The 16,104-nt window shown below is 67.4% G+C and carries 16 protein-coding genes; 6 read left to right on the forward strand and 10 right to left on the reverse strand.

Going from position 1 to position 16,104, the window contains the following annotated elements:
* Positions 1-138: 138 nt before the first annotated feature.
* The 4 genes from gcvT to gcvPB all read left to right on the forward strand — a co-directional run bounded on the left by gcvT (position 139) and on the right by gcvPB (position 4,801).
* Complete coding sequence (gene gcvT / locus AXW83_RS00435) at positions 139-1,314, forward strand: glycine cleavage system aminomethyltransferase GcvT (protein ID WP_066609682.1); 1,176 nt, start codon at positions 139-141, stop codon at positions 1,312-1,314.
* Between the two features lie 37 nt (positions 1,315-1,351).
* Positions 1,352-1,726 (forward strand): glycine cleavage system protein GcvH, encoded by a 375-nt coding sequence (gcvH, locus tag AXW83_RS00440; RefSeq protein WP_066609684.1) that lies wholly within the window; start codon positions 1,352-1,354, stop codon positions 1,724-1,726.
* A gap of 160 nt (positions 1,727-1,886) precedes the next feature.
* Positions 1,887-3,233: an aminomethyl-transferring glycine dehydrogenase subunit GcvPA gene (gene gcvPA, locus AXW83_RS00445; RefSeq protein WP_066609686.1), complete on the forward strand. Its 1,347-nt coding sequence runs from the start codon at positions 1,887-1,889 to the stop codon at positions 3,231-3,233.
* Positions 3,227-4,801 (forward strand): aminomethyl-transferring glycine dehydrogenase subunit GcvPB, encoded by a 1,575-nt coding sequence (gene gcvPB / locus AXW83_RS00450; protein WP_066609690.1) that lies wholly within the window; start codon positions 3,227-3,229, stop codon positions 4,799-4,801. Before gcvPA ends, gcvPB begins: the two co-directional genes overlap by 7 nt.
* Before the next feature lie 7 nt (positions 4,802-4,808).
* Here gcvPB and AXW83_RS00455 read toward each other — a convergent pair whose 3' ends face one another.
* Entirely contained in the window at positions 4,809-5,234 is a 426-nt protein-coding gene (locus AXW83_RS00455; protein WP_066609692.1) for a type II toxin-antitoxin system VapC family toxin, read from the reverse strand.
* Positions 5,231-5,494 carry a type II toxin-antitoxin system Phd/YefM family antitoxin gene (locus AXW83_RS00460; protein ID WP_066609693.1) on the reverse strand — a complete coding sequence of 88 codons (264 nt, stop codon included), beginning with the start codon at positions 5,492-5,494 and terminating at the stop codon, positions 5,231-5,233. Before AXW83_RS00460 ends, AXW83_RS00455 begins: the two co-directional genes overlap by 4 nt.
* Before the next feature lie 173 nt (positions 5,495-5,667).
* Between AXW83_RS00460 and AXW83_RS00465 the strand changes: the two genes are divergently transcribed.
* Positions 5,668-6,909, forward strand: a complete 1,242-nt coding sequence (locus tag AXW83_RS00465) for a L,D-transpeptidase family protein (RefSeq protein ID WP_066609698.1) — start codon at positions 5,668-5,670, stop codon at positions 6,907-6,909.
* 299 nt (positions 6,910-7,208) lie between these two features.
* Here the strand turns inward: AXW83_RS00465 and AXW83_RS00470 are convergent, their stop codons facing one another.
* The 8 genes from AXW83_RS00470 to AXW83_RS00505 all read right to left on the reverse strand — a co-directional run bounded on the left by AXW83_RS00470 (position 7,209) and on the right by AXW83_RS00505 (position 14,915).
* Entirely contained in the window at positions 7,209-7,685 is a 477-nt protein-coding gene (locus tag AXW83_RS00470) for a F0F1 ATP synthase subunit B family protein (RefSeq protein WP_066609699.1), read from the reverse strand.
* An 11-nt stretch (positions 7,686-7,696) separates the two neighbouring features.
* Entirely contained in the window at positions 7,697-8,296 is a 600-nt protein-coding gene (locus tag AXW83_RS00475; protein ID WP_082766861.1) for a F0F1 ATP synthase subunit B family protein, read from the reverse strand.
* Between the two features lie 95 nt (positions 8,297-8,391).
* On the reverse strand, positions 8,392-8,619 hold the full coding sequence (locus AXW83_RS00480; protein WP_066609701.1) for a F0F1 ATP synthase subunit C: 228 nt from the start codon (positions 8,617-8,619) through the stop codon (positions 8,392-8,394).
* A gap of 63 nt (positions 8,620-8,682) precedes the next feature.
* The gene (locus AXW83_RS00485) at positions 8,683-9,444 is read right to left on the reverse strand and encodes a F0F1 ATP synthase subunit A (protein ID WP_066609702.1); all 762 of its coding nucleotides are present in this window, start codon (positions 9,442-9,444) and stop codon (positions 8,683-8,685) included.
* A 45-nt stretch (positions 9,445-9,489) separates the two neighbouring features.
* Positions 9,490-9,840, reverse strand: coding sequence for an AtpZ/AtpI family protein (locus tag AXW83_RS00490; protein ID WP_066609703.1), 351 nt, complete (start codon positions 9,838-9,840; stop codon positions 9,490-9,492).
* Positions 9,841-10,072: 232 nt separating this feature from the next.
* Positions 10,073-13,528, reverse strand: a complete 3,456-nt coding sequence (locus AXW83_RS00495; RefSeq protein ID WP_066609704.1) for a chromosome segregation SMC family protein — start codon at positions 13,526-13,528, stop codon at positions 10,073-10,075.
* Between the two features lie 159 nt (positions 13,529-13,687).
* Positions 13,688-14,308 (reverse strand): DsbA family protein, encoded by a 621-nt coding sequence (locus tag AXW83_RS00500; RefSeq protein ID WP_066609706.1) that lies wholly within the window; start codon positions 14,306-14,308, stop codon positions 13,688-13,690.
* 109 nt (positions 14,309-14,417) lie between these two features.
* Positions 14,418-14,915, reverse strand: a complete 498-nt coding sequence (locus AXW83_RS00505) for a DUF721 domain-containing protein (RefSeq protein ID WP_066609708.1) — start codon at positions 14,913-14,915, stop codon at positions 14,418-14,420.
* 225 nt (positions 14,916-15,140) lie between these two features.
* On the opposite strand from AXW83_RS00505, the gene AXW83_RS00510 reads away from it, so the two are divergent.
* Positions 15,141-16,055, forward strand: a complete 915-nt coding sequence (locus AXW83_RS00510) for a cell wall hydrolase (RefSeq protein ID WP_066609709.1) — start codon at positions 15,141-15,143, stop codon at positions 16,053-16,055.
* Positions 16,056-16,104 lie beyond the last annotated feature (49 nt).

Genomic DNA, 16,104 nt, shown 5'->3' on the forward strand with positions numbered 1-16,104 from the left:
CGAATCCGTCCACCGACGGGTGTAACCTGTCCGGCTCGTCTTGCCGGCATGGGGAAATCTCTCAGGTTCCAAGACAGAGGGGGCGCGTTCCGGACACATCCGTCCGGGGCTTGCGCTTGACTCTGGAAGGGGCCGTCCATGACTGCCGAGGCCGCTGAAGCCGATACTGCTGCGAGCGCTGCTGCGCCGCCGGCCGCTCCCCCGCTCAAGACCCCGCTCCATGCGCGCCATGTCTCGCTCGGCGCCCGCATGGTGCCCTTCGCCGGCTACGACATGCCGGTGCAGTACCCGATGGGCATCCTGACCGAGCACAACTGGACCCGCGAAAAGGCCGGCCTGTTCGACGTCTCTCATATGGGCCAGGCCTTCCTGATCGGCCCCGACCACGAAACCACGGCGCGCGCGCTCGAAGCACTGATTCCCGCCGACATTCTCAACCTCACGCCCGGCAAGCAGCGCTATTCGCAGCTGCTGAACGAGGAGGGCGGCATCCTCGATGATCTGATGGTGACGCGCTCAGTCGATCCCGACGAGGACGGCGCGCTCTACCTCGTCGTCAACGCCGGCTGCAAGACGGATGACTACGCCCATATCGAGGCGCGCCTGCCGGCGAACGTGAAGCTCCTCAAGGCCGAGCATCGCGGCCTGATCGCGATCCAGGGTCCCGCCGCCGAGGCGGCGCTCGCCAAGCTCGCGCCCGAGGCTGCCGAAATGGCCTTCATGACCTCGCGCACCATGAAGGTTGCAGGCATCAAGGCCAATCTCAGCCGCTCCGGCTACACCGGCGAGGACGGCTACGAGATTTCCGCCGCCGCCACCAAGATCGGCGAGATCTGGGACACGCTGCTGCTCGACGCGACCGTCAAGCCCATCGGTCTGGGCGCCCGCGATTCGCTGCGCCTCGAAGCCGGGCTTTGCCTCTATGGCCATGATATCGACACTGCGACCTCGCCGGTCGAGGCCGCGCTGACCTGGTCGATCCAGAAGCGTCGGCGCGAAGAGGGCGGCTTTCCGGGAGCGGCGCGCATCCAGCGCGAATTCGCTGACGGTGTTGCGCGCGTCCGCGTAGGCCTCCTGCCCGAGGGCCGGGCGCCGGCCCGCGAGGGCGCCGAGATCGTCACACCCGAGGGCGAGATCGTCGGCAAGGTCACCTCTGGCGGCTTCGGCCCGACGCTGAACGCGCCCTGCGCCATGGGCTACGTCGCCAAGGCCCATAGCGCGCCGGGCACGCGGCTCGACCTCCTGGTGCGCGGCAAGCCGCTGCCGGCGGTCGTTGCGGCAATGCCCTTCGTCCCCAACGGCTACAAGCGCTGAACCGACCCCCGTTTTTGCTCCTGGAGACCAAAGTCCCATGTCCGAGACCCGCTACACCAAGGACCACGAATACATCCGCATCGAGGGCGACACCGGCACGATCGGCATCACCGATTATGCCCAGGGCCAGCTCGGCGACGTCGTCTTCGTCGAGCTTCCCGCTCTCGGCAAGGCTGTCGCCAAGGGCGGCGAGGCCGCCGTGGTGGAGAGCGTCAAGGCGGCCTCCGAGGTCTATGCGCCGGTCTCCGGCGAGGTCGTCGAGGTCAACAGCGCGCTCGAGGCGGCGCCCGGCACCGTCAACGAGGACCCGGCCGGCAAGGGTTGGTTCTTGAAGCTCAAGCTCACAGATGCCGGTGAGCTGGAAGGCTTGATGAGCGAGGCCGAGTACGAGAACTACCTCAAGACGCTGTGACGCCGTCATTCCGGGGCAGCGCGCAGCGCTGAGCCCGGAACCCATATCCGTTGTCATATGCCGATTGAAGCCGAACGGTTTTGCCACACCTCCGACCACCCGAGTTTATGGGTTCCGGGCTCCTCGCTGCGCTCGGCCCCGGAATGACCAAGGGATTCCCATGCGCTACCTCCCCCTGACCGACACCGACCGGCTCGACATGCTCGCGCGCGTCGGCGTGCCCGATATCGACGCGCTGTTCTCCGACGTGCCGGCCGACAAGCTGCTGAAAGCGCCGCTCGATCTTCCTCGCACCAAGGGCGAACTTGAGGTCGAGCGCATCATGGGCAGGATGGCGGCGCGCAACGTCGCGGCCTCCTCTGTGCCCTTCTTCGTCGGGGCCGGCGCCTACAAGCACCATGTTCCCGCGACCGTGGACCATCTGATCCAGCGTTCGGAATTCCTCACCAGCTACACGCCCTACCAGCCCGAGATCGCGCAGGGCACGCTGCAATATCTCTTCGAGTTCCAGACCCAGGTCGCCGCGCTGACCGGCATGGAGGTCGCCAACGCCTCGATGTATGACGGCTCGACCGGGACCGCCGAGGCCGTGCTGATGGCCCACCGCGTCACCAGGCGACGCAAGGCCGTGCTGTCGGGAGGCCTACACCCGCACTATGCCGACGTGGTCAGGACGCTCTCGGAGATGGCGAGCGACGATGTCGTGTCGCTTCCCGCCGATGTCGCTGCAAACGAGGACATCCTCGCGCAGATCGACGACGAGACCTCTTGCGTCGTCGTCCAGAATCCCGACGTCTTCGGCAATCTGCGCGACTTGGCGCCGATCGCCGAGAAGGCTCACGCCCATGGCGCGCTGCTGATCGCGGTCTTCACCGAGGTGATGTCGCTGGGCGCGATCACCGCGCCCGGCGAGATGGGCGCCGACATCGTCGTCGGCGAGGGCCAGTCGATCGGCAACGCCCTGAATTTCGGCGGCCCCTATGTCGGCCTCTTCGCCGCGAAATCGAAATATATCCGCCAGATGCCGGGACGCCTTTGTGGCGAGACGGTCGACAGCGAAGGCCAGCGCGGCTTCGTCCTGACGCTCTCGACCCGCGAGCAGCACATCCGCCGCGACAAGGCGACATCCAACATCTGCACCAACTCCGGGCTCTGCTGCCTCGCCTTCACCATCCACATGACGCTTCTCGGGCAAGCGGGTCTGGAGCGCGTCGCGCAGGTCAACCACGCCAACGCAGTCAAGCTCGCCGACCTGCTCGCCGGGGTGAAGGGCGCGTCGGTGCTCAACGAGAGCTTCTTCAACGAGTTCACGGTCAAGCTCGCCAAGCCCGCCGCGGACATCGTCGAGGCGCTGGCGCGAAAGGGCATCCTCGGCGGCGTCCCGGTCTCGCGCCTGCTGCCGGGCGCAGGCCTCGACGACCTGCTGATCGTGGCGAACACCGAAGTGAATACGGATGAGGACCGGGCGGCCTTCGTGGCAGCGCTCGCGGAGGTGCTGTCATGCTGAACCGTCAGGGACGTCCCACCCAGTCCGGCGAATCCGCTGCCGAATCCCACCCCACCTTCACCGGCAACCGCGCGCTGCAGCAGATCGAACCGCTGATCTTCGAGATCGGCCATCACGAGACGACCGGCGTTGACATTGACCCGCCGGCGCCCTTCAAGAGTCGCCTCGGCGCACACGCCCGCAAGGGCGAGATCGGCCTGCCGGGCCTCTCCGAGCCCGAGGCGATGCGCCACTACGTCCGCCTCAGCCAGAAGAACTACGGCATCGACACCGGGCTCTTTCCGCTCGGCTCCTGCACGATGAAGCACAATGCCCGCCTGAACGAGAAGATGGCGCGGCTGCCGGGCTTCTCCGACGTCCACCCGCTCCAGCCGGTCTCGACTGTGCCGGGCGCGCTCGACGTGATGCTGCAGCTCTCGCATTACCTGATGACGCTGACAGCCATGCCCGCCGTCGCGCTCTCGCCCAAGGCCGGCGCCCATGGCGAGGCCTGCGGCATGATGGCGATCAAGGCCGCCATCGCCGCCAAGGGCGAGGGCGCCAGCCGCAATGTCGTGCTCGTGCCCGAATCGGCCCATGGCACCAACCCGGCGACGGCCGCGCTGATCGGCTTCTCGGTGCGCTCCGTCCCGGCCCGCGCGGACGGCACGGTCGCGGTCGAGGACGTCAAGGCGCTGCTCGGTCCCGACATTGCCGCGATCATGCTGACCAACCCCAACACCTGCGGCATCTTCGAGCCGCAGATCGTCGAGATCGCCGCCGCGATGCATGAGGCCGGCGCGTATTTCTATTGCGACGGCGCCAACTTCAACGCCATCGTCGGCAAGGCGAGGCCCGGCGATCTCGGCGTCGACGCCATGCACATCAATCTGCACAAGACCTTCTCGACGCCCCATGGCGGCGGCGGGCCCGGCTCCGGGCCCGTGGTGCTGTCGGCGAGGCTCGCGCCCTACGCGCCGGTGCCGTTCATCCATCTCGACGGCGATGCCCCGCGCCTCGTCGAGCACAAGGGAGATGCTCCGCAGGGCAACGCGCCCTTCGGCCGCATCACCGCCTTCCACGGCCAGATGGGCATGTATGTCCGCGCCCTGACCTATATGCTCAGCCACGGCTCCGACGGCATGAAGCAGGCCTCCGAGGATGCCGTACTGAACGCCAATTACATCCGCGCCGGTCTGCAGGATCTGATGTCGCTGCCTTATCCCGACCACCCCTCGATGCACGAGGCGCTGTTCGACGACGAATGGCTGAAGGGCACCGGCGTCACCACGCTCGATTTCGCCAAGGCGATGATCGACGAGGGCTATCACCCGATGACGGTGTATTTCCCGCTCGTGGTCCACGGCGCCATGCTGGTCGAGCCGACCGAATCGGAATCGAAGGCCTCGCTCGATCTCTTCATCGCGACCCTGCGCGATCTTGCGATGGCGGCGAAGGGCAACGACAAGGCCCGCTTCACCGGAGCGCCCCACCACGCCCCGATCCGCCGTCTCGACGAGACGAGGGCCGCGCGACAGCCGGTGCTGAAATGGGTTGCGCCCCGGCCGATATCGGAGGCAGCGGAGTAGGGCGAAGTCAGGCTTCGTCCCAGGGGTTGAAGACGGGCACGCCGAGATCAGCGAAATGTCGGACGTTGCGGGTAGCGAGCGTGAGGTCGTGTTCCGCCGCCGTTGCCGCCAGGAATCCGTCCATGATGGACATGTTCAGCCCGGTGCGGTGAGAATGGGCCATGATATCGCCCCAGCGGGCGGCAATTGAAACCGTGACGGGCAGGAGCCGTCCACCGAAGCGTCGCGGAAGCGCTTCGGTAATCCACCGCGACAATGCGAAATGGCGATGGCCCGGTGTCATCAACGCAAGTCCGCGGTAAAGTTCTGCGGTTGTGACCACGCTGACATAGAGGTTGCGCTCCGGCGTTTCTCGGAAAAAACGCTCTACTGCCGCAGCTGGACGCGGTTTCTGCGGTTCCGAGACGACGTTTGTATCGAGCAGGAACGTCATAGGTCGAGGTCGCGCGGCTTTTCGTCTAGCCGCTCCAGATCGAGATCGGCGCCACGCAACGGCGAATTCCGCAGGAAATCGAACAGGTTCTCCTCGCGAGACGCTGTTCGCTCCCAGTCCTCGGACGATACCAGAACCGCAGCGGGTTTGCCGTTCCGGGTTACGATCTGCGGTCCATCCGACCGCGCGCTCTCGATGAACTCGGAAAAGCGAGCCTTGGCGCTGGCGACTGTCCAAGTTTCCTTTGAAACTGCGCTCATGCTTCACCTGCTTCGTTAAGCGGTTATGGTCATTCTAGTCACGATGACGATGATGGGCAAGCTCGTCCAACGCGAAACATTCTGACACGCAATTCCCCTCCGCCTTAAGCCTTCCTTGACCATGTGCGACCGAAGCTTCCAGATGCGTCCATGGCGCATTTTGGGATCGTTTCATGTCTCTGCGTTCCGCCCGAGCCACCCTCGTCGTCGTCGCCCTCGTGCTGGGCGGCGCAGCCGCGCGCGCCAATGAGCCGAGCTACGGCCCCAACACCTATGACCGCACGCTCGAGGCGCTGATCGCACATGAGGACATAGCCGGCCGTGGCGGATGGCCGAAGGTGCCGTCAGCGGTCACGGCGCTGAAGCCCGATGCACAGGGCCCCGATGTCGCGGCGCTGAAGCAGCGGCTGATGCTCAGCGGCGACCTGCCGCCCGCGTTGCTACCCGGCGATATCTACGATGCCGAAGTGGTCGCAGCGGTGAAGCGCTTCCAGCGTCGCCACGGCCTCTCCGAACTCGGTACGGTCGGACGCCTGACGCTGAAGGCGATGAACACCCCTGTCGAGACGCGGCTGAACCAGCTCACCGCGAGCCTGGAGCGGCTGAAGAGCACCGCCTTTCCGTTTGCCGAGCGCTATGTCGTGGTCAACATTCCCGGCGCCAGCGTCGAGGCCGTGCAGAACGGCGTCGTCCAGCGCCGGCATCTGGCGATCGTCGGCAGGCCCGATCGGCCCTCGCCGGTGCTGCAGGCCAATATCACCTCGGTCAATCTGAACCCCTACTGGACGGTGCCGACCTCCATCGTGAAGGCCGACATCATCCCGCATATGCGCCGGGAGCCCGACTTCGTCACGAAATCGCACATGAAGCTGCTCGGCGCCGAGAACCGCGAGATAGATCCGGCGACGGTCAAATGGGCGAGCCTGACCTCGCCCTATTTCACGGTGAGGCAGGATCCGGGCCCCCTCAATGCGCTCGGCCAGCTCAAGATCGACATGCCCAACACTGAGGCGGTCTACATGCACGACACGCCCAAGCAGACGCTGTTCCGCAACGATGTTCGCTTCAACTCATCGGGCTGCGCTCGCATCGAGGGTGTGCGCGATCTTGCTGCCTGGCTGCTCGAAGGAACGGAGTGGACGCTGCCGGCGCTGGAGGCCGAGATTGCGAAGAACGAGCGCAAGGACATCAGGCTGAAGAAGTCGGTTCCGGTCGCCTGGGTCTATCTCACTGGCTGGCAGGGCGCCGACGGCCTCGTCCAGTTCCGCGAGGACATCTACGGCCTCGACACCCCCCACGGCATCGTCACCTCGACGATCCAGCCGCGCAAGCCCAGGCCGAAGGCGGCGCAGGGCGAGCAGAAGCCGGCGGTGCACTCGCCCGCCGAGTCCAGGACGGTTACGGCAATCAACTGAAGGCGATCATTTCGCAACCGCCGTCCGTTCGATCTTTCTCGCATTCCCAACACACACGCCGTCATCCCGGACGCAGCGAAGCGGAGATCCGGGATCCATCATAGAGCGCCGCGGAGTCTTACGATGGATCCCGGATCGGCGCCGCTACGCGGCTTGTCCGGGATGACGTAGCGCTCTGCTGGATTTGGAGGGGGAACGTTTGGGCCCGGGCCGTTCTCAAGCGCGCGACAGCCTGTAATGAAAACGCCGTGCTCCCCTCTGGGAACACGGCGCCAATCTCGTAGCGAAAGCCGCAGACCTCAGTTCAGCTTGGCCTTGATTTCTTGCAGCCCGGCGCTGAAAGCGGCGTCGCCGGCCTTGCCGCCCATCTGGCTGCGCAGGATCGTCTCGGCGGCGCGTGTCGCAGCCTCGGCGGCCGCGGCCCGGACCTCGGCCTCGGCCTGGATCTCGGCCTGAGCGATCTTGTCCTCGGCCGACTTCGTGCGGCGGACGACGAACTCGTTCAGCTTCGTCTCGGCCTCCGCTGCGAGGCGCTTGGCCTCCTCATTGGCCGCGGCGATGATGCTGGCAGCCTCCGACTCGGCGGCCTTGCGCTTGGCCTCGTATTCGGCGAGCAGCTTCTCCGCGTCCTGCCGCAGGCGGCGGGCTTCGGCGAGTTCGCGCGCCACCATCTCGCCACGCGCATCGAGCGCACCGGTGATTTTCTTGTGCACGCCGAACTTGGCGAGAATGCCCATGAAGATGACGAAGGCGACGCCGACCCAGAAGGTATCCATGTGATGTCTCCTCAGCCCCGCGCCATGGCCTGATCGACCGCATTCGAAACCTCGGCTGCGCTCGGGGCCTCGCCGGTCAACTTGGTCACGATCGCGATCGCGACCTCGCTGCCGAGGCTGCGCACATTCGACATCGCCGCCGACTTGGTGCCGGCGATGCTGGCTTCGGCCGCGTCGAGCTTGGCCGAGAGCTCCGCCTCGACCGTCTTGCGCCGCTCGTCGGAAGCCTTGGCGCCGGCATCGCGTGAGGCCTGCGCGATCGACTGCGCGTTCTTGCGGGCTTCGGTCAGGGCCGTCTCATAAGCCTTGGCGGTGTCCTCGGCCTTGGCCTGCATCTGGGCGGCCTCGTCGAGATCGCGCGAGATCGCGCTCGCCCGGTCTGCCAGGATGGCGCCGACGCGCGGCAGTGCGACCTTCGACATCAGCCAGTAGAGCAGGCCGAAGGTGATCGCGAGCCAGAACAACTGCCCGGCGAAGGTCCTGGCATCGAAGGGCGGGAACGCCGCCTTTTCGCCGCTGAGCGGCGTCGCGGCCTGAGCGGCAGCGGCCACGAGCAGGGTGGCGCAAGCGACCAGTCCTCGTCCGAAGGCAGTTGCAGATCGAAGCGGCATGGAGACGCCTTTCAGCCGGGCTGTTGCGGTGGTTTCTCGACTCCGGCGCATCGAGAGGCGCCGGAGTTCAATGGTGTCGGCGTCTGACGCGAGCGTCAGAGCACGAACATCAGGACGAGCGCGACGACGAAGCAGAAGATGCCGAGGCCTTCCGCCAGCGCCGCGCCGATGAACGCGCGACCGAACTGGCCGTCGGCGGCCGACGGATTGCGCAGGGCGCCCGAGAGGAAGTTGCCGAAGATGGTGCCGACGCCGATGGCGGCGAGGCCCATTCCGAGGCAGGCGAGGCCAGCGCCGAGATACTTGGCTGCAACGGGATCCATGGTCTTTCTCCGGTGTGAAAAGCGTGAGTGGTGGGTGGACGTCTCGCGAGCTCTGGTCGGGCCTCAGTGGCCCGGATGCAGCGCATCGTTGAGATAGACGCAGGTCAGGATCGCGAAGACATAGGCCTGCAGGAAGGCGACGAGGAATTCGAGCGCGGTGAGCGCGATCGCCAGCAGCAGCGGCAGCGGCGCGATGATCAGGCCGACGCCCCCGCTCGCCAGCAGCGCGACGACGAAGCCGCCGAAGACCTTGAGCGCGATATGGCCGGCCAGCATGTTGCCGAACAGGCGAAGGGACAGCGAAATCGGCCGCGAGACGAAGGAAACGGCCTCGATAAGCACCATGAACGGCAGCAGCCAGCCTGGCACGCCCGACGGCACGAACAGGCCGAAGAAATGGCTGCCATGCTTCATGATGCCATAGACCAGCACGACGCCGATCACGAGGAAGGCGAAGGCGGCAGTGACGATGATGTGGCTGGTGACGGTAAAGGAGCCCGGCACCATGCCCAGCATGTTCGCCATCAGCACGAACATGAACAGCGAGAACACGAAGGGGAAGAAGCGCATGCCGTCCTTGCCCATCACGCCAGTGACGGTCGAGGCGACGAATTCGTAGATGATCTCGGCGAGCGACTGCAGGCGGCCGGGAACGGTGGCGCGCTGGCTCGAGCCGTAGATCATGATCACCGACACGGCGGCGACCGTCAGGACCATGAACAGCGATGCATTGGTGAAGGACAGATCGAGGCCGAACGGGCGCAGCGGCACGATCGGTCGGATTTCGAATTGGTGGATCGGATCGATTCCGCCGCCAGCCGCCATGGTTCCGTTACCCTCGTCGCGCGGCCTGACGGCCGCCTGCCTCGGTCATTCTTTCGGCGCAGCCGGTCCCGACCCGGAGGTCGGACGTGCGCCGAGCCGATAGACGGAGCGAAAACCGGCGATGGTACCGATCGCCAGGAAGGCGATCAGCAGGAACGGAGAGGTTCCCAGCCACCGGTCCGCCAGCACCCCGATAAGGGCACCCGCGATGATGCCGCCTGCGAGATCGGTTGCGGCGCGGAAACCGGAGGACATGGCGCCTGCCAGGGCTCCGTCCTTCCCAGCCCGGCTCGCGCCCGGCTTTTCGCTCTCTTCGGCCCGCTTGATCGCGGTCTTCAGGGAGCCCAGTCTTGCGCGCAACTCCGAGTCTGAGGCGTTTTTGTCAGGTTCCGACATGGCGTTGGCTCCTTTCGGATCGTGAAATGGCCACGATCCAGCAAAAAACCACTTAATCCCTGTCCAAACCCGCGCATCGAGCCGTCGTCAGCACGGCCTCCTTTATTGCCCGCCTCCCGTGCTGTCAAGGCAGACCAGCTGGGCTTAACACATTGGAATGCTTGGAAATTCAGGCAAACTGCGACATTCGCGCCGCATTGCGAAGGCGATTGTGGCCTTTTTTCAGCAGTCCTCAGACGGCCTCGCGGATGCGTTCGGCCGTCGCGAGGTCGACCGAGACCATCTGACTGATGCCGCGCTCGGCCATGGTGACGCCGAAGAGCCGGTCCATCCGCGCCATGGTAATCGGGTTGTGGGTGATCAGGATGAAGCGCGTCTGCGTGTCGCGGGACATCTCGTCGAGCAGGTCGCAATAGCGCTCGACATTGGCGTCGTCGAGCGGCGCGTCGACCTCGTCGAGCACGCAGATCGGCGAGGGGTTGGTCAGGAATACGGCGAAGATCAGCGCGGTCGCGGTCAGGGCCTGCTCGCCGCCCGAGAGCAGCGTCATCACCTGCGGCTTCTTGCCGGGCGGGCGCGCCACGATCTCCAGCCCCGCCTCGAGCGGATCATCGGAATCGACCAGCGTCAACTCGGCCGTTCCGCCGCCGAACAGCACGCCGAAGAGCCGCTGGAAATGGCCGTTGACGATCTCGAAAGCGGCCAGCAGCCGCTCGCGCCCCTCGCGGTTGAGCGCGCCGATCGCCTGGCGCAGCCGGCGGATCGCCTCGCTGAGGTCATCGCGCTCGGCCGTCATCCCCTCGCGCTTGCCCTTGATCTCGGCGAGTTCGTCCTCGGCGCGCAGATTGACCGCACCCAACCGCTCGCGTTCGGCCTTGAGCCCCGCGAGCCGGTTCTCCACCGTGCCGGCCTGCGGCAGGTCGGCGCCGGGCTTCAGGCCGGTCAGTTCCTGCAGGCCCGCCAGGGTCGTCTCCAGCCCATCCTCGATCTGCCGCGCCACATCGCCGGCGCGCTGCCGCGCAGCCTCCAGCCGCGCTTCAGCCGAAGCGCGCTGCTCGCGGGCGCCCGAAAGCCCTTCCAGCGCGGCGCGTGCCTGCCGGTCGGCTTCGGCGAGCGTGGTTTCGCCCTTGGCCAGCGCGTCGGCGGCAGCGCGCCGTGCGGCTTCCGCCGTCTCGATCTCGGCGACCAGCCGGCGACGCTCGACGAGAAAGGTGTCGGGCGCCGCCAGCAATTCGGCCTGCTCGGCCTGCACGGCCTCGATGCGACGGCGCGTCTCGTCGGCGGTCTGGCCGCCCGCCGCCGCCCGCTTGCGCCAGGCCTCGACCTCGGTCGCGATCGCGTCGCGCCGCCGCTGGCGCAGATCGGCCTCGCGCGCCAAAGTCTGGACCTGCGCCCGCGCATCCGAAGCGCCGACACGCCGCTCGCCCAACGCCACGCGCGCCTTGAGTAGAACGGTCTCGACCTCGGCGGTCGGCGCCAGCGCGGCAAAACCCTCCTGATGCACCTGCACCTGCGCCGAAGTCTCGGCAAGCGTCTGGCCGAGCCGCCCGATCGCCTCCGTCAGCGCCGAGCGTCGCGCCGCCGCCTCGCCGGCCTTGCGCTCGGCCCCGCCCAGGTGCCCCCGGGCCTCGTCGAGCGTGCGTCGCGACAGGCGCGCGGCATCGAGCGCGGCCGTCTCGGCCTGCGCGGCGAGCTTCGCCTCGGCCATCGCCGCATCGAGTCTGTCGCGCGCCGCTTCGGCCGCCTCGCGCGCGGCCTGTGCGCTGCGTTCCAGATCGCCGAGCCGGTTCTTTTCCGCGAGTCGTCGCGCGGCCGGGGAGGGCGCTTCGGCCGCGCTGGTGAACCCGTCCCAGCGCCAGACATCGCCCTCGCGGGACACCAGCATCTGCCCCGGCTGCAGTTGTGCGCGCAGCCCTGGGCCGTCGCCGCGCGAGACGATGCCGATCTGCGCAAGCCGGCGGCGCAGCACATCCGGCGCGCGCACCTGTCGCGCCAGTGCCTCGACGCCGGCGGGGAGGGCAGGATCGCCCGCGCCATCGCCGCTGTCGCGCCAATGCGTCGGCGCGGAGGCATCGGCGGCTGCGTCGAGATCGTCCCCGAGTGCCGCACCAAGCGCCGTCTCGAACCCCTTGGCGACGGTGATCGCCTCGATCACCGCCGGCCAGAGGTCGCCGGTCGCCGGCGCCAGCAGCTTCCGCAGCGTCCGGATTTCGGTCTCCAGCCGCTGCGCCTGACGGTCGGCTTCCGCCAGCGGGCTGCGCATTTGCGTTTCGCGCTCCCGGGCAGCAGCCAGCGCCGTCCGCGCAGCCGTCGCCGCAGCCTCGGTCTCGCGCATCCTTGTCTCGGCGGCAATGACAGCCTGCCGCAACCCTTCGAGCGGCGTCGCCGCGCTGCTGGCGTCGAGCGCTGCCTGCTCGCGTGTCAGACGCTCGCGTTCATTCGCTGCCTTGGCCTCCCGCTCGCGCGTCTCGCGCAGCGCCCGCTCGATCGCACCGCGCCGCGCTGCGAGTTCGGACAACTGCGCCTGCACGGCGGCGTGCTCGGCCTCTGCCGCAGCCAGTGCAGCTTCGGCCTCGCTCAGCGCGCTCGCCGCGCTGGCGCCCGTGGACGCCGCCGCGTCGCTGTCGCTTTTCAGCCCGTCATCCTCGCGGCCGAGGCGGGCAAGGCTCTCGGCGGCATCCCGCGCCACGCCGTCCTGGCGCGAAAGATCGCCCTGCAATTCGAGAAGCCGCCGGCCGAGTTCCTCGCCGCGCTGCTTCGCTCGGCGGTTCTCCGCCTCCAGTTCGTCGAGCCCGCGCTTTAGCCGCACCAGCCCGGCGGCCGCCGACGCTTCGCTCTCGCGCAGGGCCGGCAGGGCATGCGCCGCGATCGCCTGCCGTTTCGCCGCTTCCGCCTGAATACCGGTCTGATCCGCAACGGCGCGTACCGCCGCCTCCAGCGCCCGCTCGGCCAAAGCCTCCTGCGCGCGCGCCTCGTGATGGGCGATCAGCGCCAGCGTGCCCTCGGCACGCCGGATGTCGGCGGCGAGGCTGCGATAGCGCCCGGCCTGCCGCGCCTGCCGCTGTAGCGCCTCGATCTGCCCGTCGATCTCGCCGAGCACGTCTTCCAGCCGCATCAGATTGTCTTCGGCGCCCTTAAGCCGCAGCTCCGCCTCGTGCCGGCGGCTGTGCAGCCCGGCGATCCCGGCGGCGTCCTCGAGAATGCGCCGGCGCGATTGCGGCTTGGCGCTGATGATCTCGGCGATCTGCCCCTGCCGCACCAGCGCCGGCGAGCGCGCACCGGTGGCGGCGTCCGCGAAGAGCAACTGCACGTCGCGGGCGCGCACCTCCTTGCCGTTGACACGATAGGTCGAGCCCTCCTCGCGCTCGATCCGGCGCGTGACTTCGAGGACGTCGCTTTCGTTGAAGGCGGCCGGCGCCATCCGGTCGGCATTGTCGAGGGTGAGCGCGACCTCGGCCATATTGCGGCCCGGGCGCTCGTTCGAGCCGGCGAAGATGACATCGTCCATCCCCGAGCCGCGCATGTTCTTGAACGAGCTTTCGCCCATCACCCACCGCAGGGCCTCGACGAGATTGGACTTGCCGCAGCCATTTGGCCCGACGACGCCGGTCAGCCCCGGCTCGATCAGAAAGTCGGTCGGCTCGACGAAGGTCTTGAAGCCGGTGAGCTTGAGGCGCGTCAGCTGCATCGGCGCGCTTCCCCTTCTCCCCTCGGGGGAGAAGGTGGCAGCGCGAAGCGCTGACGGATGAGGGAGGTCATGCGACGGCCCGTCATCCTTCCCTCATCCGACCCGGCTACGCCGGGCCACCTTCTCCCCCAAGGGGAGAAGGAAAAAAGGCAGCCGCTCTCAGCCCGCCAGAAGCGGCTCCAGGATCTTGTCGAATTCGGCGATCGAGAGCGCACCAGAACGCTTCGTCCCATTGATGAAGAAGGTCGGCGTGGAGTCGACGCCAGCCTTGGCCCCACGATCCTTCACGACTGTGACGGCGTCATAGATATCCTGCCTTTTCAAGCAGGCCTCGAACGAATCCTGTGTGAAACCAGCCTGTTTCACCATCAAGGACAGCGCATCGACCGGTTTTTCGGTGAAGGCCCAGGTCCGCTGCTGCGAAAACAGCAGGTCCGTCATCGCCATGTATTTGTCGTTGCCGTTGCAGCGCGCCAGCATGAAGCCCGCCGTCGCCAGCGGATCGAGCGGGAATTCGCGCAGCGTGAAGCGCACCTTGCCGGTATCGATGTATTTCGCCTTCAGCGCCGGCCAGGTATCGTTGTGGAAGGCGGCGCAATGGCCGCAGGTCAGCGAGGCGTATTCGATGATCGTCACCTTGGCGTCGGCATTGCCGACCCAGACGTCCCCGAGCGGACCGGCCGCCGTCAGGTCGGCCTGCGCCTGGGCCGGGCGCGCGCCCAGTATCGCGGCGGCTGCGATCCCGGCCGTGCCGGTGAGAAGCTGTCGCCTGTTCGTCATTGCCGAAATCCCCGAAGTTCTAAAATCAGATGCGGACCTTGGAATCCGCTGCGGACCATAGAGACCATCAGGATTGTGGCAAGATCGGTTCGGCCGGTTCCGCCGCCGCTCACGAAGCCGTGTCGCCTCTGGCCTGGACCGCGCGCTGCGCCACCGAGCGGCCCAGACGCTCCAGCGCGGCCCGCAGATCGGGGTCGGCGATGCCCGACACCTGTCGCGCCACCGCCGCGACGATCTCGGGTCCGGGCGGCTCGGGACGCTTCGGCGCGACCGGCGCCGCTACCGGCCCCTGCTTGAGCACGATCTTGCCAACGGCGCGCCAACCCAGATGCGTGTTGACCCGCTCCAGCACCAACGGTGCGAGTTGCTGCATCTCCAGCGCGAAGGCGCCCTCGACCCGCACCACCATGGTCGCGGGCTGCGATGCCTCGCCCGGCGCCGGGCGCCGCCGCGGCCAGTCGATCTTGAGCGGTCGCGTGCGTTCGCTCAACCGCTCGCCGACGATCTCGGGCCACAGCGACACGATGGCGCGCCCCGCAAACCCCTGCGCGGCAAGCGCGGGCGCAAGGCAGTCGTCGATCAGGTCTGCGAGGGGTTTAGGAGCCATGAGGCATTGTGCCGGCGGCGGGATCGGGCTGCAAGCGCCGGCTGTGCAACGAGCGTCGGGGAGCAGGAACGGGCTGGCAGCCTGGCCACGTCGAGGCCCGTCCGCCGCAGGGCAGCTTTTGCTCTTCCTTCCGAACTTAACTTTCTGGTAAGGGTTTCCGGATTCCTTTCCGGTGATGACGGCCCGCCCCCGGCAGTCCAGAGCCCGTAATCAGGAGGTTGCCGCATGAAGCGGGCCATGATCGCAGCGAATGCTGCCCGTTCCATCGGTATGGGCCGCTATGGTCGCAAAGCGATCCCGCTTCTGATTGTGCTGGCTGCTCCCGCTCTGGGCGCCTGCAGCACGTCGCCTGTCGAGATCGCTTCGACGGCTGCTCCCGCGGCAAAGCAGCCCCACGAGGCTCGCAAGCGCGCCGTCGCCCTGGCGAAGGCCGACCCGCGCGAGAAGGAATGCCTTATCCGCGCGATGTATTTCGAATCGAACCGATCCAGCGAAACCGGGTTGCTCGGCGTCGGCACGGTCGTGATGAACCGGGTGGAGTCGCCGCGATATCCTGGGACGATCTGCGGCGTCGTCGGCGCACCGCGTCAGTTCGCTTCGGGAGTGCTGACGCGTCAGATGGCCGCGCGCGACCTGCCGAAGGTCGAGGCCATCGCGGAAGACATCCTCGACGGTCGGCGCAACGAAGCTGTCGGGACGGCCAAGCACTTTCATATGGCCGGGATGCGCTTTTCCTATGCCGACATGCACTACATGACGGTGGCAGGCGGGAACGCCTTCTATCTGAAGGGCGAACGGCCCGAGCGGCGTCGCATCGAGGAGCCGAACTATCAGCTGGCCGCGCTCGCTGCACCTGAATCTCCCGCCTCCGACCCCTCCATGGTGCCGACATCCTTCGCGACCGCGCCGCTCGCCTTCGCGCCGGAAACGCCCGCAGCGGCAGCTGCTGCGCCTGCAAGTCCGGCGTCGAGGCTCGTTGACAATGTGCCGCTTCCGCCCGGCCGGCCACTCGATCTCGACCTGCCCAGGAAGACCATACGAGCCTTCGTCGCGCCGCCGAAGGGTGACGCCCGCCTGGCTGCCCTGATGCCCGACACCCCCGGCCTGCGCGGCAGCCTGCCGCTGGAGCGACTGCGGTAAAGCCGGCGCGCGTCGATAGCCATGACGGTATGACGACCCCAAGACCGCC

The organism is Bosea sp. PAMC 26642 (assembly GCF_001562255.1).
In the GTDB taxonomy this organism is placed as follows: domain Bacteria; phylum Pseudomonadota; class Alphaproteobacteria; order Rhizobiales; family Beijerinckiaceae; genus Allobosea.